We start from the raw sequence: 26072 nt of genomic DNA, 5'->3' as shown, positions 1-26072 counted from the left end.
GCTACTGCTCCTCTACCTCGCCCGCCATCAGGCGGTCGTACATTGCCTTGTTTGCCGAGAGCTCCACCGCGTCGTCGAGCGGCTCGAGCTCATCTATACCATACTTCCGCTCCATCGCCCGCGCGATGAGATAATCCACGACGCCCGGGTTCTTGGGGAAGAGCGGTCCGTGCACGTAGGTTCCCACGACGTTGTGGTACAGGCAGCCCTCGAAGCCCGAGACGCCGTCGTTGCCGTGGCCGTAGACCACCTTGCCCAAGGGCTCGACGTCGGGTCCCAGGTGCGTGCGGCCGCCGTGGTTCTCGTAGCCCACGATGGGCTGCTCGCAGATGCGGCTCTCCACCACGATATTGCTTATCAGGCGCGGATCGCCGCGATCGGTGTAGAGGTCCACGAGCGAGAGGCCGGGGACCTTCTCGTCGCCCATGAGGTAGCTCTCGCCCAGAAGCTGGTAGCCACCGCAGACGGCCGCGAGGGCACCGCCGTCCTCCACGAACGCCTTGAGCTCCGCGCGCTCTGCCAGGAGCTTGTCGCAGACGATCTTCTGCTCGCGGTCGGAGCCACCGCCGATGAAGACCAGGTCGACGTCGGCGAACGAGGGCCTGTCATCCACGTGGACCTCGACGACCTCGGGTATGATGCCGCGCCACTCCAGGCGCTTCCTGAGCACGAGGATGTTGCCGGAGTCGCCGTAGAGGTTCAGGAGCTCCGGGTACAGGTGGGCGATGCGCAGCGAGCGCTTGCCGTGCCTAGTCATTGCTCACCCCCACCCTCTCGAGCGTCGCCTTGGCGGGCCAGAGCGCCGAGTAGTTGGTCAACACGTAGAGCGGACGGTCCTTGGGCAGGCTCGCCGCCTGGGCAAGGGCACCCTCGACCAGGGGCGCGACGTCGGCCTCGATGCCGGCGTACTTCATGCGCACCTGGACGTCGCCCGCGCGCGTGCCGCCGCAGATGGCAGTGAGCTCCGCCTGCCCGGCGAGGCGCTCGAAGTCGACGTCCCAGATCCAGGAGATGTCCTTGCCGTCGTTGAAGTTGTCGTTGATGGCGAAGTAGAGCGCCTTGGGGCGCTCGTCTGCCAGAAGGAGCGAGAGGTTCTGGTTGAAGCCCGTGGGGTTCTTCGCCAGGTTCAGGATGACCTCGCGGCCATCGACCACGAAGTGCTGCAGTCGGCCGTTGCGCGGGTTGTAGTCGTCGATGGCGCCTTGGAAGGAGCCTGCACCGACGCCCGCGAGACTTGCCGCGGCGAAGGCCGCGAGCAGGTTGTAAACCATGTACACGCCACCGAAGCCCGCACTGATGTGCGAGCGTTTGCCGTCGTGCACGACATCGAACTCGACGCCCTCGCGGGTGACGCGCACGCCCGTGGCGCAGAAGTCCAGCTGCGGTCGGCAGAAGTCGCACTTGGGGCACGAGAACTTGCCCATCTGGGCGTAGGCGCGGTACTCGTACTCGAGCTCGGCGCCGCAGGCCTGGCAGAAGCGCGCCTCGGGGACGCGGTCGGCCGGAAGGTCAAGGTCTTCTCCGATGCCGAAGGTCAGGACGCGCGTGCCGCTCTTGCGCGCACGCAGCGCGACGCCCATGCACAGCGGGTCGTCGCCGTTGGCGACCAGCACGGTGTTGGGAGACGATGCGAGCGCCGCAGCGATGGTGTCCTGCACGTGGTCGATCTCGCCCGCACGGTCAAGCTGGTCGCGAAAGAGGTTGAGAAGGACCATGTACCTGGGCCTGAGACCCGGAAGGATGTGCACGGTGGAAAGCTCGTCGGCCTCGATGACGGCCCAGTCGGCGGAAGATCCGGGAAGGAGCGCCGAAGCGACGCCGGCGGCCATGTTGGCCCCAGCGCGGTTGCACAGCACGCGCTGGTGGCAGGACTCGATGGCCGCAGCAAGGACGTTGTTGGTGGTCGTCTTGCCGTTGGTGCCGCAGACGACGATCGCGCCCCTGCCCAGCTTGTGGGAGAGGTCGGCGATCAGGTTGCGATCAAGCGCCAGGGCGACGCGGCCCGGCAGCTGCGAGGCGTTGCGGCGAAGCACGCCGTGCAGCCCCCAGTGCGTCAGGCGCCCGGCGCCGACGGCTATGGCGGTGCTTAGACTCACGGCTACTCCTCGACCTCGGGCTCGACGGCGGTCTCGGGGAGCTCGCCGGCGGGCTCGTCGCGGGCCTCGCCGCGACGGGCGGCGACCTCGTCGGCAGTGAGGACGTCCTCGATTCGCAGGTTGACGCCGGCGACGGAGAGCCCCGTCATGCCGGTGACCTCGCGCACGACGGCCTTCTTCACGTCCTCGAAGACCTGCGGCGCATAGGCGCCGTACTCGATCAGCACCGAGATGTTCACACGAACGGCGGCGTCGGGGGTCACCTCGACGGTGACGCCCTTGCGCGGGTCGGAGGCGCCAATGGCGTCCTGCACGCGGTTGAGCCAGCCGCCCTTCATGCCGATGACGCCGGGAACCTCGCGCATCGCGATGGCCACGATCTTCTCGATGACGCCATTGGAGAAGGTGAGCGAGTCCTCGCTGTCCTCGTCGGCATCGACGTCCTCATCGTCCGGCTCGGCCGCGGGGACGACGCCCTCGTCGACGGGCTCGGCGGAGGCCTGGGTCAGGGTCTCGACCTCGACCTCGGGCTCGGCGGGGGCCTCGGCTGCTGGTGTTCCCTTGAGCTCGACGGCCTCGGACTTGGCGGACTTTGCTTTGTTACTCATGCAATCCCCTCTCGGAGGTGATGGTGTTTCCGCTCGGCCGATCGGCTTGGGCGCCGTCGGTCACGCGCGGCTAGTTGTTGTCACCGAAGAACTTGCGGACGGCATTGGCGACGGTAGGGTCGCCGTCGACGTACTGGCCTATGGCGAAGCCCACGACGATGCAGATGGTCACGAACAGCGCCTGCCAGAAGCCGATCACGAAGATGAGCACGGCAACGAGCAGGCCGAGGAAGGCGCCGAAGACCGCGTGCTCGTGGCCGGGGAAGTTCTGGCTCAGCCAGTCGCCCACTGCCGTGTGCACGCCCTTGAACGGGTTGCCCTTGCGTGACGGGCCCGCGCCGGGATCGCCATCCTCGTCCTGGTCGACGTACTCGGCCTCGACCGCCACGGTGGCGTCAGCGGCCTTGCCGCCTGCCGCGGTGGACTTGGACTCCTTGTGGCCCTCGTCGCCGCTCTCGATAGAGAGCTTTGGCTTCTTCTCTGCCATGGCTACTCCTCCCCCATGGGTGTGTCGTCTGCGTTTGAGCTGTTGTAGCGTGCCATGGGCACGGTGATCTCAGAGGTGTCGGAGGGAGAGGCGGCCACGGCCGGCCCGTCCCCATCCTGCGCGACTGCGGGAACGTCCGCGGCGGGCGCGTCCACGCCGCTGGCGTCGGCATCTGCCTCGGCCTCGATCTCGGAGGTCGGCACGTACTCGACGGCGTCACCGAACTCGAGGTCGACGGCATCGACGTTCTCGCCGACGATGGTGGTCAGGCCCTCGACCAGGCGCTCGTGAAGCTCCGACCCTGCCTCGACGACGTCGACGGTGGCGCTGGGCTGGACGCGGGCGGCAACGCACACGTGGCCGTGCTTGCGGAAGCGGACGCTCACGCGACGGGCGACGAAGGTGCCGCCCTCCTCGATCACGTGCGTGGCCTGGGAGGCGATGGCGTCGCGGGTGACCGTGACCTGGTCGCCGTCGGCCTTGGAGACGATGACCGTCTTGCGGTTGCGCGTGAAGATGGAGCGCAGCAGGCAGACAAGAAGCCCGAATGCCGTGATCGCGACGAGCACCTGCGCCGCGACGTAGTACTCGTCGACGCTCAGGAGCGCCGTTGCCTCGTCTTGCCAGGGTCCGTACCACGGCAGCACGAGGGCGGCAAGCGCCAGCAGTCCGGCCAGGCCGAAAACGAACAGGCTCAGCCGCTTGAAGAAGCCCATCTTCGATACCTCCAAGTCCCCAACCGAGGAAGACCGACCCCCTCGGTGCACATCACCCATTAGGATACCGCACCGCAGGGAAGCATATTCACTCCGCACAAGATGGGCGGCCCCGCGGGGCCGCCCGAAACGTGGCGCTATTCGATTTGAAGCAGCGAGGCTACAGCGCGTTCATGATGTTGAGCAGCTTCGATGCGTACTTGGGGTCGGTCGCCCACTTGCCGTCGCCCAGGTCGGACACACACGGGGCCGAGCCGCGGCCGAAGGCCTCCACCGCGTTGTTGAAGCGCGGGTCGACGCAGGGGTTGTTGAGCGGGTCTGCCGAGGCGTAGACCTTGAGGTGCTGGGCCTGGGCAAGAAGGCCCGTGGCGACGTCGGGGAAGGTGGCGCCGTGGGCCCCGTCGTCGGTGGCGCCCAGACCGCCGAAGTTGCACTGGTGAGGCTCGACCTGGCCGCCGAACTGCAGGTAGCCGGTCTCGAGCATGACCTGGGCGTACAGGACCTCGGCGCGGATGCCCTCGGAGTTGGCCTGCTGGGTGAGAATCGTGCAGAAGGTCGTGATGTCAGGTGCGCCGTACTGCGCGTAGACGTCCGCCGGGTAGGCCGCGCCCTTGGCCGCTACGGTCTTGTTGTAGTGGGCGACCATGCGGTCGACCGAGACCGTGGTCGAGCCCATGATGCTATCGGTGACGGGGTGGCCGACGGCCACGGCATCCCAGCCGACGCCCTCGCTGCTCCAACCCGCCTTGACGAGGGAATCCCTCTCGAACGAGCTGCAGGTGTAGTTGTGCGAGCCGGTGCGGGCGTACGGGTTGTACTGGCGGTAGACGGGGACGTCTCCGCCCGAGTACCACTTGATGCCCTCGCCGGACCATCCGTCCTTCTGGAGCTCGTCGTACTCGGCCTTGCTCTGGGTGTAGTGGTGGTCCGAGGTGTAGGGGTTGTACAGGCGATAGACGGGGTCGCCTGAGCTGGGAGCGATCCAGCCCACTCCCTCGTACGTCCATCCGACGCCGCACAGGTGGCTCTTCTCTACCGGGCTCGAGGTGTAGAAGTGCTCGCTCGTGTACTTGTTGTACAGGCGATACATCTCCACGCCATTGGTTTCCGCCAGGGCAGGCGTGGCCATACCCATCGCTCCCACAAGGGAAAGTGCAAGCGCGGCCGCAATAGCATTTGTCTTCTTCAACGTGGCGCTTCCTCTCTGATTGTTCAAACCAAGCGATCAGTTACCAACAAACCATTCCAACCGAATCCTTCGCAGCGTCCCGTTCGCCTCCTTTGTTTCCAAGCTGCTGATGCGAACATATCAACAGCTGCCGCCGCAGGGAAAAACTGACTGTGACCTTGTCAAATGATGCTCACGGCATCTACCGTCCAAGCCCCAACCCATGCCGTTCGTGGTGGTTGGTGCCGTTCTCGTAACTTTGGCTTGCAAAAAGGGCGGCCCCGCAGGGCCGCCCAAAGAAGGCGTTATGTGGCCAAGTGGCAGAGGCCTACAGCGCGTTCATGATGCGGAGGAGCTTCGAGGCGTAGTTGGGGTCGGTCGCCCACTTGCCGTTGCCCAGATTCGAAACGCGGGGGGCACTGCCACGCTTCACGTACTTGAAGCGACCGTCGACGCAGGCGTTGTTGAGGGGGTCGGTCGAGGCGTAGGCCTTGAGGTGCTGGGTCTGCGCACGGAGCCCCGTCCTCACGTCGGGGAAGGTGGCGCCGTGGGCCCCGTCGTCGGTGGCGCCCAGGCCGCCGAAGTTGCACTGGTAGCTCTGGACCTGCCCGCCGAACTGCAGGTAGCCGGTCTCGTGCACGACCTGTGCGTAGAGTACCTCGGCGCGCACGCCCTCGGCGTTGGCCTCCTGGACCAGGATCTGGCAGAAGGTCGTGATGTCGGGTGCGCCGTACTGCGCGTACACGGCAGAGGGATATGACTTGCCCATTGCCCGGACGGTCTTGTTGTAGTGCTCGGCCATGCGCTCGACCGAGACCGTGGTCGTACCCATGATGTTGTCGGTGACGGGACGCCCCTCGCCGACGGCGAACCAGCCCACGCCCTCGTCCTGCCATCCGGCCGCGACCAGCGAGCTGCCCTCGTAGGAGCTGCAGGTGTAGTTGTGCGAGCCGGTGCGGGCGTACGGGTTGTACTGGCGGTAGACGGCAATCGATCCGCCCGAGTGCCACTTGACGCCCTCGCCGGACCAGCCCGCCCTCTGGAGCGCCTCGTACTCGACGAGGCTCCTGGTGTAGTGGTGGTCCGAGGTGTAGGGGTTGTACAGGCGATAGACGGGCTCGCCCGAGGTGGGGGCGACCCAACCGATTCCCTCGTACGTCCAACCGACGGAGCACAAGTGCCCCATCTCCTCGGAGCTGGCGGTGTAGAGATGCTCGCTCGTGTACTTGTTGTACAGGCGATACATGTCGACACCGGCCTCCTCCGCCTGGGCGACGGTGGCCAAACCCATAGTTCCCGCAAGCGAAAGTGCGAGCGCAACTGCTGCGATTAGTCTCTTCTTCACGCGGCGCTTCCTCTCTGTTCAAATCGCCAGGGCGACGTTTTTCTAAAGACCATACCAGCCGATGCCCTCGGAACGCCATCCCGCTCGGATGAGCGCATTATTTTCGTATGCGCTCGCGGTGTAGTTGTGCGACCCGACAGACACGTAGGGGTTGTACTGGCGGTACAGCGGCGTCGAACCACCCGAGTACCAGCCCACGCCCTCGTAGTTCCAGCCAACCCTGCGCAGTGCGTCCCTCTCGCCCGCCGAGAGCGTATAGTGATGGTCGCCCGTGTAGGGGTTGTACAGGCGATACACCGGGTCTCCCGTAGACGGTGCCTTCCAGCCCATGCCCTCGTACCTCCAACCGATCGAGGACAGGTGGGCGGACTCCACGGCGCTGGCGGTATAGAAGTGCTCGCTGGAATAGGGGTTGTACAGGCGGTGCATGATGATGCCCGAATCGCTGATCGCGAAGTTCGCTCTGACCGATCCCTCATAGCCGCCCATGCCGGTTATCGTCGCGGTCGCCGTCCCGGGGTTCACGTTGTTGGCGTACGAGACGCTGTAGTCGCGGTTCTGCGTGAGCGTCACACCGTTGAGCACCACGACCGGCGCAGGCGTGAGTGCGGAGCCCGTGTAGCTCTGCGCGACGACGGCGACGTTGGCCGACGAGATGTTGGCGCGCGCGATGGAGAAGTTCACGCTCTTCGAGCCCGTCATGCCGCCGGTGCCGGTTATGGTGAGCGTGGCCGTGCCAGGCCCCACGTTGTTGGCGTACGAGACGTTGTAGTCCCTCCCCTGCCTCAGGGTCGTGCCGTCGAGCCTTACGGTGGGGGCGGGCGTGAGAGCCGAGCCCGTGTAGGTCTGGTTCGCCACGCTCACCTCGGCTGAGGCGACGTTTCGCTGGACGATGGAGAAGTGCCCGGCTGCCGAGCCCTTGTAGTTGGCGAACCCGGAAATGGTGATGGTGCCCGTACCGACGTTGACGTTGTCGGAATACTCGACGGTGTAGTCGACGTTCCTTTGCAGCGTCACGCCGTCCAGGGTCACGGTCGGCTCGGGATACAGCTTCGAGCCGGTGTAGGCTTGGTCGGGCACGCTGACCTTGGCGCCGGCAATGCTCTTGGGCGCGATGGTGAACGCCCCCATCACGAAGCTCGCGTAGCCGCCCTTTCCGTCGACCCTGACCAGACCCCTCCCCGCTCTGACGTTGTTCGAGTACGAAAGCGCGTAGTCCGTCCCCTCCCGCAGGGCGACGCCGTTCATCGTCACCGTCACTGCGGGAACGAGCTCCGAGCCCGTGTAGGTCGCGTCCGCGACGCTCACCTGCGCAAGCGAGATGTCTCCTCGCGCAATCGTGAAGCCCTTGGTCAGGGTGCCCTGGTAGTTGCCCGTGCCCGTGACCGTGCAGACGCCCGTCCCGGGGTTCGTGTTCCCGCTGTACGAGACGGTGTAGTCGACGCCCTTGCGAAGGGTGACCCCCTCCACCACCACCGTCGGTTCAGGCTCCAGGGCGCTTCCCGTGTAGCTCTGGTTGGCAACCTCGATCGAGCCGGCAGAGACGTCGATCTTCCTCGTGTTGAAGTCGACCGCCTTCGTCCCGCGGTAGTTGCCCCTGAAGGCGACGGTCACCGTGCCCATGTCGCCAGAATAGGAATAGCCAAGGCCATAGTCGGTGCCCGGGGTCAGGACGCGGTCCTCCCCCAGGCTGACGGTCACCTCGGGAGGCCTCCCCTCCCTGGCGCCGTCCGTCTTCGCAAGCGAGATCGCCAGCGTCTCGTCGGCGGAGGCGTCGTAGGGCGCGATTGCAAAGGTGCCGCCTCCAGTCCCTGCGTAGTTGCCCGTGCCCTCCACCAAGATAGTGCCCGCTCCGGCGTTGACGTTCCCCGAATAGCTGGCCGTGTAGTCGACGTCGCGCACGAGCGTCTTCCCACCCAGGACCACCGTGGGCTCCGGCTCGAGCGCCTCGCCGGTGTACGTCTGCGCGGCGGCGCTCACCTGCGCCCCCGAGATGTCGGCCCCGACTATCTGGAAGGTCGTTGCCTTCGACCCCGTGCAGCTTCCCTTTCCGACGATGGTGATGCCGGCGGTCCCGACGTTCGTGTTGCTGGAGTACACCACGTCGTAGTCGCGACCCCTCGCGAGGGCCTTGCCTCCCGTCGCCACCGTCGGCTCGGGTTCCAGCGCCGATCCCGTATACGTCTGCTCCGCAACGCTCACCTGCGCAGACGAAAGGTCTAGCTTCCCAACCAAGAAGGAGCCCGCCGCCTGGCCCGTAAAGTTGCCCTGTCCGTAGACGGTCACGCCCGCCGTGCCGGACGAGACGTTGTTGGTGTACGAGGCCGCGTACTCCACCCCGGGGACCAGCGTCCTTCCGTCCAGCACGACCGTCGGGGCGGGCGTCAGCGCCGAGCCCGTGTACGTCTGGTCGGCGACGCTCACCTGTGCAGCGGCAATGCTCGCCCGCGCAATCTGGAACGTGCCCTGTGCCTCGCCGGCATAGTTGCCCTTGCCCGTCACGGTGATCTTGGCTGTCCCGGCGTTGGTGTTTTCGGAGTACGAGGCCGTGTAGTCGGAGCCCCCGGCAAGCGTCTTTCCCGCCAGCGTCACCGTGGCGGGGGGAGCCAGCGCGACGCCCGAGTACGTCTGGTTGCTCGCCGCCACGCTCGCCCCCGATATGTCAGCTGGGTCGATGTCGAAGCTCCCCGTCGCCGTCCCCGTGTAGTTGCCCACGCCGGTGAGGGTGACCGTCCCCTGTCCCGCGTCCACGTTGTCGCTGTAGACCGCCGCGTAATCGGTGCCGGAGGACAGCTTCCTTCCGGCGACCTTGACCGAGAGTGCGGGCATGCAGGCGGAGCCCGTGTAGGTGGGGGTGGTCGTAGCCAGTATGCTCGCACCCGCAATGCTCCTCCTGGCGATGGCAAAGCCTACGGTCACGTGTCCCTGGTATTCTCCCTTGCCCGTCACGGTGGCGCTGCCGGTCCCGCTGTCGACGTTGTGGTCGTACGTGACCGTGTAGTCAGTCCCCTCCACGAGCGTCGCGTCCCCGCGCGTGACGGTGGCGGCCGGCTCGAGCGCCTCGCCGGTGTAGGTCTGGTCGGGCACCGTCACCTGCGCCAGCGAGATGTCCTTCTTCGTGCTGAAGTTGACCGTCGTGCTGCCCATGTAGTCGCCCTTGAACGTCAGGGTCGCCACGCCGGTCTTGCCCATGCCGTAGGAGTAGCTCGCATCAAAGTCGGTGCCCTCGGCCAGCACGACCGACCCGCCGATGCGCACGTTCGCCGTGGGGTCGCTTCCGCTCGTGGCTCCCTCGGTGTTCGAGAGCGTCACCTCAAGCGTCACGTCCGCCGGGGCGAAGTACGGCGCTATCGAGAAGGACTTGGACTTCTGTCCCGTATAGCCCCCCGCTCCGGTCACGATGACCGACGCCGTTCCCGCATGCTCGTTGTCGCTGAAGGAGAGCGTGTAGTCGACGTCTTTGGTCAGGACCTTTCCGCCGACGGCCACCTTCACCTCGGGCTCGCAGGTGGGATGCGCGTAGCTGAAGGTCTGGTCGTCCACCGCGATGGTCGCCGCGTCGATGGACTTGGGCGACACCACGAGCTGGGCGGCGGCGCTGTTGGAGTAGCTGTCGCCCTCCATGTCGGTCTCGGTGAAGGTCCCCGTGATCGTGGCGCTGCCCACGCCAACGGCCGTGACCGCGCCCGTGCTTGCGTCGACCGTCGCCACAGACTCGTCCGAGGACGACCAGCTGACCGCCGCATCGGCATTGCCGCACTCGAGCGAGAGGGTCTCGGTGTCCCCGACACCCAGGGCCTTCTGCCCCTGGATTGAAGGGTGCAGATTGCGCATCGCCGCCAGGGCGTCAACCTCGCCGTAGCCGGTGCCCTCATCCCAGCCGAGGCCCGTCGTAGAGTCGGACGAGAGGTTGATGTCGGCCGCAGTCGAGTACACGACGCAGCGCGCCTGCGACGCGGTGAGGGTGGGCTCGCTGGCAAAGAGGAGCGAGAACACGCCCGCGACGGCAGGCGATGCCATCGAGGTGCCCGTCTTGACGCCATAGCTCGAGCCCGTCGTGCTCCAGATGCTCGTTCCGGGAGCCGAGACGTTCTTGTTCTTCTGGCCCGGAAGGTTGTAGTTGGAGCCCGACTGCCTGAACACGTTGGTGGTTCCGACGGCTGCGTCCAGGTTGATGACGCTCACGAACGCGTCTCCGTCGCCCGGATAGTCCTCGTACGGAAGCGGGACGTTGCTGATCTTGTTGCCGGCGGCGGCGACGCTGACGATGTTGTAGTCGTTGAAGGCGTCACGCGCCTTCCTGTTCAGGGCGTCGTCCGCGCTCACGGGCATGTTGCCGCCGATGCTCACGTTGATGACCCTGATGTTGTGCTGCGTCCTCTTTCCGAGCACGTAGTTGTACCCCTTGATGATGCCTTCGTCATCCGTCCCGTAGGCGCCGTTCTCGGTAAAGAACACGTTCACCAGGACGAGACCGGCGTTGTAGGACACGCCGGACACTCCCATGCCGTTGTTGGTCTCGGCCGAGACGATGCCGGCCACGTGCGTGCCATGGCCACCGGTGGCCTCGGCGACCGTCGTGGAGGCCGCCGTTATGTCATACGTGTCCTTAACGTTGGCCGCCAGGTCCGGGTTGTCGGACCGGAAGCCATCGTCCAACACGGCGACCCCCACGTCGTTGCGAACCTGTCCGTCCGCCTGGACCAGGTAGGACCAGGCGGAGAAGACGTTCATGCTTGCCAACATCCACTGGTTGAAGGTCGAGGAGGTGCGGTGGGTGACCTGGGCATACGGGTCGTCGATAGCAACGGGTGTCTCGGCCGTGGCACCCAGGAGCGCAGGCAAGCCGCCTTCCTGAAGTCCGCCGGAGCCGTCGGTCTGCTCGGCACGGGTGCCCAGGGCGTCCGCAAGTCCAAGATCCACGCCGAGCGACCCCGACCCCGCGGCCGCATGGTAGACGTAGTTCGGCTGCACGGCCTCGACGGCTCCTGAGGACGCGATTTCGACGACCGCGTCCTCGACCGTGCTCCCCTGCGCGACCGAGACAATCATCATGCTCTCGTCCAGCACTTCGACGGATGCGTCCGACCCAATCGAGGAGAGGCCCGACAGGCGCTCGCGGGCAGCCTCGGCGCTCAGGCCCTCGGGAAGCGTGACCAGGACCTCCTGGTCACGGTACTCGGCGTCGACGCTCATGAGCCTGGTGGCCGCCTCGTGCGTCGCCTCGTCCTTCGAGTAGCGAGCGTCGTCGCCATCACCGTCAGAGGGGGTCTCGCCCTCCCCGGATGCGTCTGGCTCGACCACCACGGTGGCGGTCCGATTGACGTCCTCACGAGGCGCCCGGGGCATCACGGCGGCAGCGACTACCACGACGGCCAGTGCCACCAGCACCAGTGCTATGCCAACAAGGCGCTTCCTCATTGTGGTCTCCCGCAAAAAGACACCTAACTAGCAACATTTTAGTATGAAAACAGTCAATATATGTTGCCTTTTACGTGCGCTAACGCATTTTTCCGTCAAATGGACGGAGCCCGCGCATCTCGCACGGGCCCCGTCCGATCAAGCCTTGTGTGATAGTCAATGCCTAGCTCGCCGCGTACCAGCCGACGCCCTCATCGTGCCATCCGGCCCTCACAAGGGAGTCGCGCTCGTAGGCGCTTGCCGTGTAGTTGTGGGAGCCCGTACGAGCATAGGGGTTATACTGCCGGTAGATCGGAATGGATCCGCCCGAATACCACTTGATGCCCTCGCCAGACCATCCAACCCTCTGGAGGGAGTTGTACTCGGCAAGGCTCCTGGTGTAGTGGTGGTCGGACGTGTAGGGGTTGTACAGTCGGTAGACCGGCTCTCCCGTCTTCGGGGCGGTCCAGCCCACGCCCTCGAAGTCCCAGCCGACGTCGATGAGGTTGTTTCGCTCCGCAATGCTCTGCGTGTACAGGTGCTCGCCCGTGTACATGTTATACAGACGGAACATGGTTCCCTCGGGATAGTTGGGCAGCGTCAGGCCATAGGCCTTGATGATGCCCTTCGCGTCGGCGACGCCGAGCGCCCTGAGCTTGGAGTCGCTGTTGAGGTAGTTGTTGTAGTCGGAACTGTCGATGAAGCCGTGCTCGACAATGATGCCCGGCATGTTGTACCAGCGCGCGTAGCGGCAGATGCCATAGTAGTCGCCGTGCTCGCCCGTGGGATAGTTATATCTCGCGTCATAGTCGATGTAGCGCCTGACCAGACCGCGGTTATGCATCCCCAGACGCGTGAGCTGCTCGAGGATGTCGTTGCCCAGCTCGATGCTCTTGCTTGAGACGCCACCGTTGTAGCTCTGGGTACCGGGAATGAGCACCTCGCAGCCCACGCCGCCGCCAGCGTTGATGTGGATGCTCACGAGGACGTCAGCGTTATTGTTCTTCGCGCGAATGACGCGGTCGCGAACGGACACGCTCTCATTCTGGCCGCGCGTCAGGACCACCCTGACGCGATCGTACTTCACAAGCTCCGACTTGCAGTAGTTTGCGATCTTCCACGTCATGTCCGCCTCGCGGGCGCCATTGGCGACCGCGCCGGAATCGTAGTCGTCATGACCGGGGACGCCGCCATGACCGGGGTCGATGGCGATGACGAGCATGCCGTCACTGCCCTTGCTGATCGATTGGGTCGTGAGGAGCCCCGAAGACCGCGAGGAGCTAGACTCCTCCTCGGCCTTTGCGATATCACTCACCGAGTCGAGTCCGGACTCCTGCTCGACCAGGTTGCCAGAGTCATCCATGGAGTAGACGTTAAGCTCGACCCCGTCCGCATCGCTAGACTGGGTGCCCGTGCTTGCGGCAAGCTGCGTCACGGTGAAGGTGCGGCTCGCGCTCTCGGTATCGTCAAAAGAAATGCTGCCGGAGTTCCCGTCGTCCTTCGTGAACGTCATCGAGCTGATCTCGTACTCGCCCTCCCCGTTCAGCGTAACGGAGAAGAGCAGGGAGCTTCCGGTGGTGTCCGAGGACTGGACCTCGAAGGTCGAGCCGTCCAGGTCGTTCTTGATCGTAAGCGTTCCCGAAGACGCATTGTCGACGCTCTCGAAGCCAACGACGATGCTCTGGGTATCACCGGGAGCGAGCTCGGCATAGTCGGTGTAGACGAACTTGATAAATCCTGCGGAGGGAACGGTTGCCACCGCAGCCCCCATCCCGTTCGTGCTTGAGGCATCGGGATTCGCCGCGACGGCGTCGGCACCCGTCGTGGTGGCGTTGTCGCCCTGGGTGGAGTCGTTGCCCTTCTGGGCCTCGACGGCACTCTGGTCGGCCTTCTGGTCACCCCGTCCCTCGGAGGGCGTCGCGCTCTGCTGGCCCTCGGACTGCGCTGCATCGGCACCCTGCTCGGTAACCGTGGCTACGCTTCCGTCCTCGCCGGCATAAGCAAGCTGAACGGGAACGGAAGACATGCATAGCGTTGCCGAGAGGAACAGAACGAATATCTGTCTGAGCTTATTCGCAACGACGTTTTTCATGGCAAGCTCCTAATGGCTACGTTTAGGGTCGATTGGATGGGGCGATTCTATCATCGACCTAGAAAAACGACCCTAGAGAAGCCTGTATTTCTTCCCTAAGGCCGTAATAACTACGTAAGTGTTTTCAGCAAGCTGACGAATAGATGCAGTTGTCTACGCCAAAACGTTCACTGCGATGAGGAGCCAGGAGCACAGGAACGCGAACGCCGTGCATACCGACAGGGCGAAGGCGTCCATGCCCCTCTGGGAGAAGGGAAGCCTGATCCTGGTCGAGAGAACGAGCGCGAGCAGGCACCCCATGACGGGAAGCAGGTAGCGCCTCTGAACGCCCTCGATGCGACCCGTCGCGCCAACTGGGTTGAACGAGACGTAAAGCGCGGTCACGATGAGGAACACCGTGATGACGACGCAGAAGAGCGTCCAGAGCCTCGCGCCGATCGACACGCCACGGTCCTCCTCGCCCGCATAGTCGGTAAGCACGACGAAAAGCATCGAGACCAGGATCGCGCAGGCGGCGAACAGGCCAATGGACAGCCTGGACATGCCCTGGTAGTAGCCGTACCAGAGCAGGCCGCTGCCGAGGTTCACCGGCTCGACGTAGTCCGTCACGACGTAGTTGCCAAAGATGCCAAGGTAGCGCGGGACGTCCTGAAGGATGAAGGCGACCTGGCCGGAGGCGTTCACGTCAGACCCGCCGCGGGTGTCCGTAACGGAGCCGCCGTTGGTGACGAGCATGGGCAGGGCGAACGACGCTGCCATGAAGGCCACGACCGCGGACGCGCAGAGGATGAAGCGAACCCTGTCCCTGGTGGACCTGAAGCACTCCCGCGGAATCAGGAACACGAGGCCCATCAGGGGGAAGTAGACCGCCTTGGGAGCAAGGCCCAGGAAGAAGACGAGCAGCAGCGCGACCTTGAACCTCGTGGAGAGGACGGCGCGCTCCGAGCGGGCACGCAGCACCATCGCCGTGGCGAGGAACATGAGCGACGTGAGCCAGGGGTCGTAGGAATAGAACGACGCCGTGAAGATGCTCAACGGGAGCAGGGACACCAGGGCAAGGGTCCTCTTCTTGATGGGGGTCACCCAGATGGCGATGGCGCAGACGATTCCGTAGAAGAGCAGGTTGAAGAAGCGCCCAAGGACGATGACCGCCGAGAAGGGCAGGTGGAGGAGCCTTCCGAGCCACAGGCCGCATGCGGAGGGCACGTAGCCGAAGGCGTTGATCACCAGAAGCTCGGGGCCATAGCCCGGCTCGACCGTCACGGTGTCGAAGGAGTCGTTTGCGTCGAGCCCGCCGGAGTACGTGGCGATGTCGTCGGCAGACCACTGCATGCTGCCGTTGGGTGCGAGGTTGATTATGCGCCCTTCTCCCTTGGAGGACATCTCGTAGACCCGATCGGCCAGAGTGTGCTCGGAGTCGACGATGTAGGAGAGCTCGACGGAGTGACGGTAGTGGATCTGTTCGTCAAGGCCCGCGTGAAAGCCTGGAATGGCCGCAGCCATGAACAGGCCCGAGGAGAGAAGAACGGCCAGAAAAGCCGCCTCGAGGGAGAGCTCGCTGCCCCGGACGTAGGCGACGATCGCCCCGACCGAGAACGCGAGCGCGAAGAAGAACAGGAACGCGACGGGAAGGGAGATTCGGGCGAACGCGGCGGCAGCAAGGCCGAAGACCACGGCGAAGGCGAGGGCGACGAGGGCGGGAAGCGCCAGCGCCCTCAGCTGCCAGACGAAGAGCGACAGTCTCCTGCCCCAGCGCTTGCGGTCGTCGCCGAAGAAGTAGGAGATGCCGCCAAAGGCGATGAAGGAGATCCCCCAGAAGATGACGACGCGCTTGAGCTTCCACGCGTGCGGGGAAAGGGCGCTCGAGGCGGGAGACCCAACGAGCGTCAGGAACTCCAGGACGAAGGCGAGTGCCAGAAGGACGGCAAGGTCCTTGCACAGGAGGCGCGCGACGAATCGGACGTCGCGTCCGGCCTTGCGAAGGACCCTGTCCCTCTCGGCGAACTCGGCGCCCACAAAGAGGACGAGCATGGCGAGGACGAAGATCGCGGCGGCGGCACCCGTCCCTCTGAAGAAGCGATAGGCGACGAAGAGGCCCGCAAGGCAGGAGAGGACCACGATGGTGCCGAAAGCGACGCACAGCGCGCGGCCCGGATCCTTCTTGTTCATGGCTAGCTTGGCTTCGCTCACGTTGTTCACATCCCCTTTATGACTGACGAAAAGACGGCACGAATCGGCTTGCGCCTACTTAGCGAGAAACGCCCACCGGGCGACGGGCTTCGCGAGGGAGAGCAGCCTCGCCGCAAGGATTGTCCCGCAATGGACGAGGGCGATCGACCCCAGGGCTGCCAGAACACCAAGAGCCCAAGACGCACCTTGGAGTGCCGAGAGGTCGAGACCAGCGAGGCGAAGCGCCGCGAGCAGCGCGGCGAGCACCCAGAAGTGGAGCATGTACGTCGCAAACGACCAGCGCGAGACGCACGAGCACAGCGACCTGAAGGCCTGGGGCGCCCGGACTAGCAGGGGCTCCGCGCGGTCGATGGCCTCGAACAGGCAGACCGAGCAGAGGGCCACGGGCGCGAACGAGTAGCTCAGGGGGCTGCCGAAGCCGGCGGTCATGCTGAGGCACTGCATGCCGGAAAAGATGCCGAACGAGGCAAGCAGGCAGGCACCGAGGGCCGCAGCCGGCACGCGCCTGAGGGCGCCGCGCCTTGCAGCGTAGCCCGCAAGCAGGTACAGGACCCAGACGCTCTCGCCCCAGACGGTCGCGCCGAACAGGTTGAGGTTCAGGACGGAGTGGAGCTCTTCTCCCACGCCGAAGAAGCCGCACAGCGTCTGAGCGCTGGGCACGAGAAGGCCGAAGTAGAGTGCGGCGGCCAGAAGCAGACGGCGTAGCGCGCTTCGGCCCTCGCCCTCGCCCTCCAGCCAGGCAACCGCACGGGAGAGCAGCGGGAGTCCCAGGTAGATGCCAAGCGTCAGGACCAGGTACCACAGGGCGCTTCCGGTGTCGCCCACCAGGAGGGCTGCCTTGGCCATGCGGCCGAAGCCGATGGGAAAGCCGTTCTGGAGGTCAGGCAGGCCGGGCAGCTTGCTGAGCAGGCACCAGACGACGTTCCAGACCTCGTAGGCGACGAAGATGCCCAGCAGGTTCCTCTTGAGGTAGCGGCCCAGGTAGTCGCCGGAATAGTCGCGCCCGAGCATCAGGTAGCCCGTGAGCATCACGAACAGGGGGACGCCGATGCGTCCCGCGGCGCAGAAGAGCGAGGCGGCCGCGGGATGGCTGGGACCGAGGAAGAACGGCGAGAGGTGGGTGACCAGGACCAGGAAGATTGCGACCCAGCGAATCAGGTCGAGCGACAGCCTCCTTGCGTGGGACGTCGCCTTGGCCTCGTTCGTCAAACTCTTCTGCAAGTCAGTCTGCCCTTCTCTTCCGTTTGCAAGACATCGCACGGCAGGTCTAGCGGGCGTGCTTCGCGCTTGCCCACTGGCCGCAGCGCTTGAGCATGTTCATGCGCATGGTGACGTAGCGCTTCTCGACGGCGTTGCCCAGGGAGCGGGCGACGCCCGTGACGAAGCCGCTGCCGAAGCAGCCCAGGAGGCCGTCGATTCCGAAGAAGGCGCCACCAGCCATCAGCAGGACCTTCTGCCACGGCCAGCCGGCGACGAGCGCATCGCCTCCCAGCGGGTACGACAGCGCCAGCGCGACGAGGAAGCCGGCAAGGGGCAGCTCGAGCGGGCCGTACCACTGCTTCTGGATGAGACTCGTGAGCTCGGAGGTGTAGGAGCCGGAGGGGCGGATGTTCACGTGGACGCGCGTCTGCAGGCTGATGAGGCCGTTGATGGCCTCGCGCACGGAGCCGGAGATGTGGCCAGCCAGGAGCTCGTACACCAGGAAGTACGTGGGATAGAGGAACGCCGCCAGCCAGCCGACGTAGTCGAGGAGGCTCGCGTCGACGCCCACGTTGAAGCGAGCCGCGTTGGCGGGAAGGACCGGAGAGACGGCCCACCACAGCAGGGCGAGCAGCGCGACAAAGGCGACGCGCAGGAAGACGGGGCCCAGCAGGAAGCGGCGGAGCCTGTGCGTCCCCGGCGCCGCGTCGACCGCGTCGTTCGCGTTCTTCTCGGCGACCGCACTGCGGGGATTGCCGTCCTTGTCCCAGAAGAGGGAGTCGTCCACCTGGGTCTTCCCGACCTTCTGCCCCGTGGGCGAGAAGTGCACGCCCACGCCGTAGCGGCCCTCTTCCCCACCCATCATGTCGCGGTGCAGCGTCGCCTCGGCATTGTCCTCGAAGTAGGTCTTGAGCAGCGCGTAGGCCTTGTTGACCTGGGTCATCTTGCACTGCGCCTCGTCGGGCGAGATGCCGTTGGTAGCGGCGTTGTCGGGGTGGTACTTCTGCGCGAGCGCCATGAAGCTCTTGCGCAGGGCGCGCTTGTCGTAGCGCTCGGGCAGGTCGAGGATCTTCTCGGCCTCGGATTGCGTCATGTCTTGCTTGCGTGCCACGCGGACTACCCCTCATAACCAAAGGGACCGACGGAAGTACCGCCGGTCCCCACTGTTCGTTGCGAATGCGGCCGAGCCGCGAGGACTACTCCTCGTCGAGCTGGGCTGCGACCTCGTCGGAAACCTCCATGGAGGTGTAGACGTTCTGGACGTCGTCGAGCTCCTCGAGCTTGTCGATGAGGCGCTGGACCTTCTTGGCGTCAGAGAGCTCGAGGGAGTTGGGGGTGTTGGGAACCATGGTGAGCTCGGAACCCTTGACCTCGATGCCCTGCTCCTCGAGGGCCTTCTGGACTGCCTGCATCTGGTCGTAGGCGGTGTAGACGATCCACTCGTCGCCGGCATCCTCGTAGTCCTCGCCGTCAGCCTCGAGAACGGCCATCTCGAAGGCCTCCTCGTCCACGGCGTTCTCGCGATCGGCGACCTTCTTGTCGTCGGACTTGATGATCTTGTCGATTGCGATGGAGCCCTTGCGGGTGAACTGGAACGCGACGGAGCCGGTGGTGCCCAGCGAGCCGCCCGCGTGCGTGAAGGCGGAGCGGACGTCGGCGGCGGTGCGGTTGAGGTTGTCGGTCAGGCACTCGACGTAGAAGGCGACGCCTGCGGGGCCGTAGCCCTCGTAGGTGACCTCCTTGTAGACGACTGCCTCGGCGCCGGTGCCGAAGGCCTTGTCGATTGCGGCCTTGATCTTGGCGTTGGGCATGGAGACCATGCGGGCACGCGCGACAGCCGCTGCGAGGGAGGCGTTGTTGTCCGGGTTGGGGTCTCCACCGGTGCGGGCAGCAACGGTGATGTTACGGGAGTGCTTGGAGAAGAGCGCGGAACGCTTGGCGTCGATAGCGGCCTTCTTGTGCTTAGTGGTAGCCCACTTAGAGTGTCCGGACATGTATTGCTCCTTCTGATATTGACAAAAACATATCGATGATACGAAAAGCTCACGCGCGGGGCAAGGGCATGAGGTAAACGTGGCCCGCGCTTTCGCGAAGGCTCCACGTTAGGCGGCGGCCCTGCGGCGGGCTGGCGGCACTATCCCAGGGAGAGGCCGGCCCCCGCGGCGACGATGACGCCAATGTCGGACTGGCTCTGCCCCGCCCCGATGCTCCCGTTGTAGGAGGCGTTGCGCAGGGTGACGGTGCCGCCCGTGGCCTCCTGCGTGCAGTTCCAGCCCTGGTTGACCTCGACGACCTGGCTGAAGGGCAGGCTCACCTGCCACTGCGAGAGCGCGGCGCCCGAGGGGTTCGACAGCGTGATGCTGTACTGGTAGAACGTCTGCGGCCCGCTGGGCCAGGAGTTGACCAGCGTCGCCCGAACGCGTAGCCCGCCCGAGTCAAACGCGTAGGTGGTGCCCGTGGGGACCGACGGGGACCACCCGCCCGAGCCTCCCCCGCCCGCCGCGCTCCCCGGCTCCGAGCCGGTGGTGTCGGTGAGATTGGCGAACTTCTGGTCTCCGGTGAGGGTCCGGTAGAGCCACGAGCCAGACTGGCTGAGGTCGGAGGCCGTGAAGCCCGCGGCCTTGGTGCACGAGCTCTTGATGGCAGAGGCGGACTCCGCCTTGTTCGAGAGGCTCCACATGCAGTAGCTGACGCCCAGCGAGTTCATGGTGGCCACCCACTGGTCCGCCGAAGCCTGGTCTATCGCTCCGTTGCCGCTGGCGTCGCAGATGCCGAACTCGGAGACGAAGACAGGAAGGCCGCCCTGCACCACCCGCACCATGCGGTTGCGCAGGTCGTCCCTGTGGGTCGTGGCATAGAAGTGCAGGGCGTACGCCACGTTGCCGTACGGAAGCGGGTCGACCGCGGCCTTGTCAACCTCCTGGGACCACGTGGGTGTGCCCACGATCACGATGCCGTCCGGGTCCTGCTGGCGTATGACCGGTATGACCTGGCTCGCGTAGCGCTTGATGTCGGCCCAGCTGCACCCACCGTTTGGCTCGTTGCAGATCTCGTAGATGACATTGCCCTGGCCTCCGTACTGGCGGGCGATCTCCTGGAAGAAGGCCTTTGCCTCGTCCACGTGGGCCAGCGGGTTGCCGTCGTGGAGGATATGCCAGTCGACGATGACGTACATGTCGTTGTCGGTGGCGTACTTGATGCCGCCCTTCACGAGGTTCCTGAGGTAGGTCCTGTCCCCGCCGGAGCAGTAGCCGTTGTACTCCTCGGTGTACAGGGCGATGCGCACCACGTTCGCGTTCCACTCGCGCCTCAGCTGGCCGAAGCAGTCAGCGTTGACGTACTGCGGGAACCAGCCGATGCCGTGCGTGCTGATGCCGCGAAGCTGAACCGGAGTGCCGCTGCCGTCAACCAGCTGGGCGCCGCTCACGCGCAGCGCCCCGTTTCTTGAGGGGCTTGCCAGCGTCGTGGAGACAGGCTTCCCCGCGCCCACGCCGTACCAGCCTATGCCCTCGCCCCTCCAGCCGACGGCCAGGAGGTTGTCGTGCTCGAACTTGCTGGCCGTGTAGTTGTGCGTTCCCGTGCGCGCGTAGGGGTTGTACTCGCGGTAGAGCGGAACCGAGTGGGCATCATCCGAGTACCAGCCGATTCCCTCCGCGCGCCAGCCGGCACGGCTGAGCGCGTCTCGCTCCGCGGGGCTCGTGGTGTAGTGGTGGTCGCCCCCGGGGGCATACGGGTTGTAGAGCCTATACACCGGGGTGTTGGACCTTGCGGGCGCGGTCCACCCCACGCCCTCCCAGCGCCAGCCGATCCGGGAGAGCGCGTCCTTCTCTGCAGGCGAGGCCGTGTAGAAGTGCTCGCCCGAATAGGGGTTGTAGAGGCGGTACATGTCTTGCGCCTGCTCTTCGGCAAGGGCGAAGGATGAGCCGGCGAGAAGGGCCGCGGCAGCGACCAGGAGCGCTACCAGGACGGCGGACAGCCGACGCGGCATTGGCCTGGGTTGAGCCCTCGCAACGTGTTTAGTGATGGAAGACATGGCGATACCTACTGGAAGAGCCTGATGACGCCCCGGGGCGTCCCGAGGTACCACAGGCTGTTGTAGCGGACCCTCGTGCCCGGGGCGCCCGCCTCGATGATGGTGTCGTTGCCCACGTAGACGGCAACGTGGCCGTTCCACGAGATGACGTCGCCGCGCCTGCGGTCTGAGACCGGTACGTGCATGGCGCTGCCGTAGTTCCAGAGGTTGTTGGCGTCGTGGCTGTGCCAGCCGCTGTCGCCGGTGGCCATGTGGTCATACGGGTTGAACTCGCCCAGGTCCATGCCGGTCGCGTAGGCGCACTGCATGACGAGGCCCACGCAGTCCACCCCGACGCCAGGCTGCATGGAGTAGTCCCAGCGATAGGGCGTGCCAAGGTACTCGACGGCTCGCTGCACGAAGGCCTCCGCGCACTGCTCCCTCGTGGCGTCGGGGGCGATGCGCGAGGGCGTGACGTAGGTGAAGTAGCCGTGTGCGTACGACGGGAGGAGCACGCTGTAGGCACTCACCTGATAGAAGCCGGGAGGGTTCTGGTAGCCGATCTTTCCGGTCGCCAGCCTCGTGGCCCTGCCATCGGAATCGGCAAAGTACCAGCCGTCGGAGCGTCTGAGGCAGACGTAGCAGGCAACGTAGCCGCATGACCCGTCGGCGTAGTAGGTGCTGCCGTCACGCTCGAACCAGCCAACGCGCGCCAGGCCGTAGCCTCCCTCGTCCGAAATCCAATAGCGTCGCAGATTGCCGGAGTCCCACGTCCTCGTCACGACCCAGCCGCCCGCAGGCCCCGCAAGCCTGCCGTTCTGCTCCGCGATCCAAGCCCAGCCGTTGCCACGGTCCCGCACGCCACGAACGACCGCCCCCGAGGAGGTGGCATAGGCATAGTAGCCAGTGCCCTCGGAAGGCAGGACCAGGCGCGAGGTCGCGATCATTCCGCCGGAATCAACCCAGTAGCGCTCGAGCGACCCCCAGGCAGACGTGATGAGCCAGAAGCCGTCTATCGCGAGCCGCTCGTGCTCGGCAGCCCTCCACGCGACTCCCTCGCGCCTCCATCCGACGCGCCCGAGTTGGGTGTCCTCGAGCGCCGACGCGGTGTAGTTGTGGCTGCCCGAGCGCGCGTAGGGGTTGTACTCGCGATACACGGCGGGACCGCCAGAGCCGTCCGACTTCCAGCCAACGCCCTCGTAGCGCCATCCGAGCGAAACAAGGTGGTCCCGCTCAACGGCGGAGAGCGTGAAGTGGTGGTCTCCCGCGTAAGGGTTGTAGAGGCGATAGACCGCGTCCCCCGACGTGGTCGGCGCGACCCAGCCGATCCCCTCCCAGCGCCAGCCCGCGATGCAGTCGGCACGGGCTTCGTAGAGCGACGCGGTGTAGAAGTGCTCCCCCGTGTACGGGTTGTAGAGGCGATACATGTTCGCGTAGCCCGACGCGTCGTCGGAGGCGGTGGCAAGCCTTGCGGCAGCGGCGGTCGTGACGGGAGTCGATTCGACGAGCCCGGCATCGTCACTCGCGGCCGAGGCCGTGGGGTCGTCGGGCGGGTCCTTCTTGACGTCCGACGCGTCCGGCGGGCTGGTCTCCAAGGTCGTCGGGTCCTCGCGAGGGGCAGGCGCGCATGCGCTTGCAGGCGAGGCGGGCGCGGCTTCGCCGGATGCCGATACAGCGACCCCGGCCTCGACGCTCAGAGGAGTCGCATCGCCTGAAGTCGGCTCCTCGTCAGAGGCATCGCACGCGGACCCGCTGTCGGTGGAAGGCACGATCCGCTGCTCACAGGCCACATCGCGGGAGACGGCGACCGGAGACCCGCCGGAAACGCCCGGGGCGGCATGCGCCGGGGACGGAAGCAGGACGAGAAGAGAGAGTCCGGCGGCAATGGCCCCCAGAGCCAGCGATCTTGACCGTCTCACGCGCATCGCCCCCCAACGTCGTCGTTGCTCACCATTCTAGAGGCGGCAGGTGGGTCGGTGGCTCCCCTATGGCACGGGCGGGCCGTACTAGTCCGCGAGGCCCATCTGCTCCTTGAGCGAGAGCCAGAGCTTGTGCGATCCCGCAGAGGTGGGATGGACCTGGTCGCGGTTGAAGTCGTCGCTGTAGAGCTCGAGTGCGTCGTAGAGCGAGTAGTGCTCGTAGCCCCTCTGCTCGCAGACCTGCGTCAGCACCTCGTCGACCTGGTCAATGCTGTAGAGGACCCTGGCATCGGTTCGCCTGTTGTCGGGAGGCGTCACGACGATGAGCCTCTTGCACTTGGCAGCGGCGGCATCGAGCGCGGTCTCGGCGTAGGACCTGAAGTCGTCGATTGAGCACTTGCTCGCGTCGTTGGTACCCAGCATGACGACGATGACGTCGGCGCCGTCGCCCAGCCAGGCCTCGGGGTGCTCGGCCAGGTACTGCATGCGCCAGCCGCTGACGCCGGCGTTGACGAAGGACGTCACGCCATGGTCGGTAGCCCAGGTCCTGAAGTCGTTTGCCCAGCAGGGAATCTTATCCGAGACCTCGAACGCGGTGCCCTCAGGACCCGAATAGACCATGGTCGGCCCGGTAGGAAGCGTGTCGAAGCCGTCGCACAGGTAGCCCGCCGTGATGGAGTCGCCGATGAGCCTGACCGAGTCGACCCTTCCCAGGCCGAACAGCTCGTTGAGGCTCATGTCCGACTCGTCCTGCTCGTCGGTCACGACAAGGGCGCCTTGCGCGTCGCTCGAGGTCCGGAGCTGATGGCCCCCCGTCGGGCTAGAAGGGGGATTGGGAACTATGCCGGCAATCACAAGAAAGACTCCCGTCACCGCAATGACCAGGATGAACAGCAGGGCAAAAGCCATGCGCAGACCAATGCCAGGGAGGTCGGGCTGTCCCGCATCGTCCTTCTTGTCCTTCTCCTGGCTATGCGATAGATGCTTGGTCAAAACCTACAACCTCGAATCAGAATTACTCGTTACGAACGAACTGCCCGTCACCCTCCGCGACGTCTAGGAAGCCCTCCTGCGGTCGATTGAGCCGATGTGCCACGACCAGCACGGCGACCCCCGCAAGGAAGACAGGCACCGAGAGGCACTGTCCCATGGTGAGCCAGTTGGTTCCCAGAAGGTAGCCGAGCTGCTCGTCGGGAAGGCGCACGAACTCGATGGCGAAGCGGAACACGCCATACAGCATGAGGAACGTGCCGATGAAGGTGCCCTGGGGGCGCGCCGGCCTCTTGCGAGAGAGCACGAAGAGCACCGCGAAGATCACCAGGCCCTCCAGAATGGCCTCGTAGAGCTGGGAGGGGTGGCGATACACGCTCCCACCACCGGCATCCGAGAACATGACTCCCCAGGGGAGGTCCGTGGGCTTGCCCCACAGCTCGCCGTTGACGAAGTTTGCGCACCTTCCGAAGAAGAGGCCCAGGGGAGCGCCGCACGCAGCCAGGTCGCACATCGTGGGAATGGAGAAGTGCAGGCGCCTGCAGGCGAGGGCGCCCCCTACGACCGCACCCACCAGGCCGCCATGGAAGCTCATGCCTCCCTCGTTGGTGGCGAGGATCTTGATGGGGTTGGCCAGGTAGTAGCCGTCACCGTAGAAGATCACATAGAACAGACGGGCACCGATGATCACGCCAAAAGCGATGGAGACGATGACCGTGGTCACGTCGTCGACGGAAAGATCGGTCCCCCAGCGACGCGCCGTGCGGTAGATCACGTATGCCGCGCAGATGAAGCCGAAGAAGTACGCGAGGCCATACCAGCGCACGACGACGGGTCCCAGCTGGAAGGCGATGGGATTGAGAGAGTGGTACAGAGCATCAAGCCACATGGAAAGGTCTTCTCCCCTGCCAACGATTAAGAGTACGCAAGTCTGCGCTTAAGTGACGATAGTAGCAAAAAGGGCGACGCGCCCAATTCTTAACGCACCGCCCGCTCCGCGCCTCCCGTTCGCACCTTTGTAGTAAGGAGCGTGCCAACATGCCTATACGGCGTTCGAGTTCATTCCGATCGAGTAGAAGTGATTGATAGCCCTGGCGACGGGAGTAGGCCAGAACCTCGATAGCATTTCAAGGTCTTCGGAGCCACGGACGTTGTTTTCGATGAGCTTGGTCGTGGTCGACTCCTCGTGGATTCGGTGATACATGAGAATCTTCTTCGAGTAGAGGAAGTCTCCCGGAATGCGAGAAAGGGTCTCCCAGGTATCCCAATCGAGGTCACATCGCATGCTGGTCTTGAAGGGCGGATTGGGAACGTTCTTCCTGCACAGAGTAACCGCAGGGCAGCAAATTGCGGAGCCATAGGCCATTGCACGGCGCTTCGCCCTGGCACTCGATGCGTTGCACCTGTTCTCCAGTGGCCTCAGCAAGAATCGCTTAACGGAAAGCAGCCTGTCATCGTCGACACGAATCCCATTCCTGAGCTCACCGTAATTGCTGAAGAAGATCACCGGGGCGTGCGACTCGTCTACCGCCCTTAGCGCCTCGGCGGCATAGCCTGGGCAATAGACGTCATCCTGATGAGCAATCGTGACGTAGTCGCCCGTAGCCTTGGAATAGGCGAAGTTCCAGTCCTGTCCGATCCCATGCTCCCCGTCATTTACGTAGACAGGAAGGCCATAGCGATTCGCGATGTCGCTCAACCAGTCACTCGGAGTGGACGTGGCGATGTAGACCTCGCTTCGCACCCCTTCCTGATTGAGAACGGACTCGATGCACTCGGTAAGATACTCGCTCTTGCCGTACGCGCAAATCGCAAATGTATGCCTTACGTTCGCCATTTTTAGGGTTCC

The 26072-nt window shown here is 65.0% G+C and carries 18 protein-coding genes; all 18 read right to left on the bottom strand.

Annotation, left to right across the window (positions count from 1 at the left end):
• Position 1: 1 nt before the first annotated feature.
• Positions 2 to 757, bottom strand: coding sequence for a type 1 glutamine amidotransferase (locus tag B5D13_RS01400; RefSeq protein WP_078686502.1), 756 nt, complete (start codon positions 755 to 757; stop codon positions 2 to 4).
• The gene (locus tag B5D13_RS01395; protein ID WP_078686501.1) at positions 750 to 2096 is read right to left on the bottom strand and encodes a Mur ligase family protein; all 1347 of its coding nucleotides are present in this window, start codon (positions 2094 to 2096) and stop codon (positions 750 to 752) included. Before B5D13_RS01395 ends, B5D13_RS01400 begins: the two co-directional genes overlap by 8 nt.
• Before the next feature lie 2 nt (positions 2097 to 2098).
• On the bottom strand, positions 2099 to 2704 hold the full coding sequence (locus tag B5D13_RS01390; RefSeq protein WP_078686500.1) for an Asp23/Gls24 family envelope stress response protein: 606 nt from the start codon (positions 2702 to 2704) through the stop codon (positions 2099 to 2101).
• Between the two features lie 70 nt (positions 2705 to 2774).
• The gene (locus B5D13_RS01385; RefSeq protein ID WP_078686499.1) at positions 2775 to 3191 is read right to left on the bottom strand and encodes a DUF2273 domain-containing protein; all 417 of its coding nucleotides are present in this window, start codon (positions 3189 to 3191) and stop codon (positions 2775 to 2777) included.
• 2 nt (positions 3192 to 3193) lie between these two features.
• On the bottom strand, positions 3194 to 3907 hold the full coding sequence (gene amaP, locus B5D13_RS01380; RefSeq protein ID WP_078686498.1) for an alkaline shock response membrane anchor protein AmaP: 714 nt from the start codon (positions 3905 to 3907) through the stop codon (positions 3194 to 3196).
• A gap of 160 nt (positions 3908 to 4067) precedes the next feature.
• Positions 4068 to 5036: a glucosaminidase domain-containing protein gene (locus B5D13_RS01375; RefSeq protein WP_078686497.1), complete on the bottom strand. Its 969-nt coding sequence runs from the start codon at positions 5034 to 5036 to the stop codon at positions 4068 to 4070.
• A gap of 367 nt (positions 5037 to 5403) precedes the next feature.
• Entirely contained in the window at positions 5404 to 6420 is a 1017-nt protein-coding gene (locus B5D13_RS08725; protein ID WP_200802590.1) for a glucosaminidase domain-containing protein, read from the bottom strand.
• A gap of 42 nt (positions 6421 to 6462) precedes the next feature.
• Positions 6463 to 11841 carry a S8 family serine peptidase gene (locus B5D13_RS01360; RefSeq protein WP_078686496.1) on the bottom strand — a complete coding sequence of 1793 codons (5379 nt, stop codon included), beginning with the start codon at positions 11839 to 11841 and terminating at the stop codon, positions 6463 to 6465.
• Positions 11842 to 12004: 163 nt separating this feature from the next.
• Positions 12005 to 13912: an N-acetylmuramoyl-L-alanine amidase gene (locus B5D13_RS01355; protein WP_078686495.1), complete on the bottom strand. Its 1908-nt coding sequence runs from the start codon at positions 13910 to 13912 to the stop codon at positions 12005 to 12007.
• Between the two features lie 153 nt (positions 13913 to 14065).
• Positions 14066 to 16102, bottom strand: coding sequence for a DUF2142 domain-containing protein (locus B5D13_RS01350; protein WP_143327722.1), 2037 nt, complete (start codon positions 16100 to 16102; stop codon positions 14066 to 14068).
• 54 nt (positions 16103 to 16156) lie between these two features.
• Positions 16157 to 17323: an acyltransferase gene (locus B5D13_RS01345; protein WP_159443960.1), complete on the bottom strand. Its 1167-nt coding sequence runs from the start codon at positions 17321 to 17323 to the stop codon at positions 16157 to 16159.
• 46 nt (positions 17324 to 17369) lie between these two features.
• On the bottom strand, positions 17370 to 18413 hold the full coding sequence (locus B5D13_RS01340) for a J domain-containing protein (RefSeq protein ID WP_234970619.1): 1044 nt from the start codon (positions 18411 to 18413) through the stop codon (positions 17370 to 17372).
• A gap of 85 nt (positions 18414 to 18498) precedes the next feature.
• Positions 18499 to 19296 (bottom strand): YebC/PmpR family DNA-binding transcriptional regulator, encoded by a 798-nt coding sequence (locus B5D13_RS01335; protein ID WP_078686492.1) that lies wholly within the window; start codon positions 19294 to 19296, stop codon positions 18499 to 18501.
• A 140-nt stretch (positions 19297 to 19436) separates the two neighbouring features.
• Positions 19437 to 21290, bottom strand: a complete 1854-nt coding sequence (locus tag B5D13_RS01330; RefSeq protein WP_090991413.1) for a cellulase family glycosylhydrolase — start codon at positions 21288 to 21290, stop codon at positions 19437 to 19439.
• A 53-nt stretch (positions 21291 to 21343) separates the two neighbouring features.
• A complete protein-coding gene (locus B5D13_RS01325) occupies positions 21344 to 23083 on the bottom strand; it encodes an NlpC/P60 family protein (RefSeq protein WP_143786723.1) in 1740 nt (579 codons plus the stop codon).
• Between the two features lie 237 nt (positions 23084 to 23320).
• On the bottom strand, positions 23321 to 24226 hold the full coding sequence (locus B5D13_RS01320; RefSeq protein WP_234970618.1) for an SGNH/GDSL hydrolase family protein: 906 nt from the start codon (positions 24224 to 24226) through the stop codon (positions 23321 to 23323).
• A gap of 22 nt (positions 24227 to 24248) precedes the next feature.
• Positions 24249 to 25112: a prolipoprotein diacylglyceryl transferase gene (lgt, locus tag B5D13_RS01315; RefSeq protein WP_078686489.1), complete on the bottom strand. Its 864-nt coding sequence runs from the start codon at positions 25110 to 25112 to the stop codon at positions 24249 to 24251.
• 153 nt (positions 25113 to 25265) lie between these two features.
• Entirely contained in the window at positions 25266 to 26060 is a 795-nt protein-coding gene (locus B5D13_RS01310; protein WP_078686488.1) for a glycosyltransferase family 2 protein, read from the bottom strand.
• Between the last annotated feature and the right edge of the window lie 12 nt (positions 26061 to 26072).

Source organism: Olsenella sp. KH1P3, from assembly GCF_900167315.1.
GTDB lineage: Bacteria > Actinomycetota > Coriobacteriia > Coriobacteriales > Atopobiaceae > Olsenella_J > Olsenella_J umbonata_A.
This window is presented reverse-complemented; position numbering and strand designations above follow the sequence as displayed.

Coding starts and splice junctions, on each gene's coding strand:
- B5D13_RS01400 (WP_078686502.1), bottom strand. CDS start 757: ATGACTAGGCACGGCAAGCGCTCGCTGCGCATCGCCCACCTGTACCCG.
- B5D13_RS01390 (WP_078686500.1), bottom strand. CDS start 2,704: ATGAGTAACAAAGCAAAGTCCGCCAAGTCCGAGGCCGTCGAGCTCAAG.
- B5D13_RS01385 (WP_078686499.1), bottom strand. CDS start 3,191: ATGGCAGAGAAGAAGCCAAAGCTCTCTATCGAGAGCGGCGACGAGGGC.
- amaP (WP_078686498.1), bottom strand. CDS start 3,907: ATGGGCTTCTTCAAGCGGCTGAGCCTGTTCGTTTTCGGCCTGGCCGGA.
- B5D13_RS01375 (WP_078686497.1), bottom strand. CDS start 5,036: ATGGCCACGCCTGCCCTGGCGGAAACCAATGGCGTGGAGATGTATCGC.
- B5D13_RS01360 (WP_078686496.1), bottom strand. CDS start 11,841: ATGAGGAAGCGCCTTGTTGGCATAGCACTGGTGCTGGTGGCACTGGCC.
- B5D13_RS01355 (WP_078686495.1), bottom strand. CDS start 13,912: ATGAAAAACGTCGTTGCGAATAAGCTCAGACAGATATTCGTTCTGTTC.
- B5D13_RS01335 (WP_078686492.1), bottom strand. CDS start 19,296: ATGTCCGGACACTCTAAGTGGGCTACCACTAAGCACAAGAAGGCCGCT.
- B5D13_RS01330 (WP_090991413.1), bottom strand. CDS start 21,290: ATGCCGCGTCGGCTGTCCGCCGTCCTGGTAGCGCTCCTGGTCGCTGCC.
- lgt (WP_078686489.1), bottom strand. CDS start 25,112: ATGTGGCTTGATGCTCTGTACCACTCTCTCAATCCCATCGCCTTCCAG.
- B5D13_RS01310 (WP_078686488.1), bottom strand. CDS start 26,060: ATGGCGAACGTAAGGCATACATTTGCGATTTGCGCGTACGGCAAGAGC.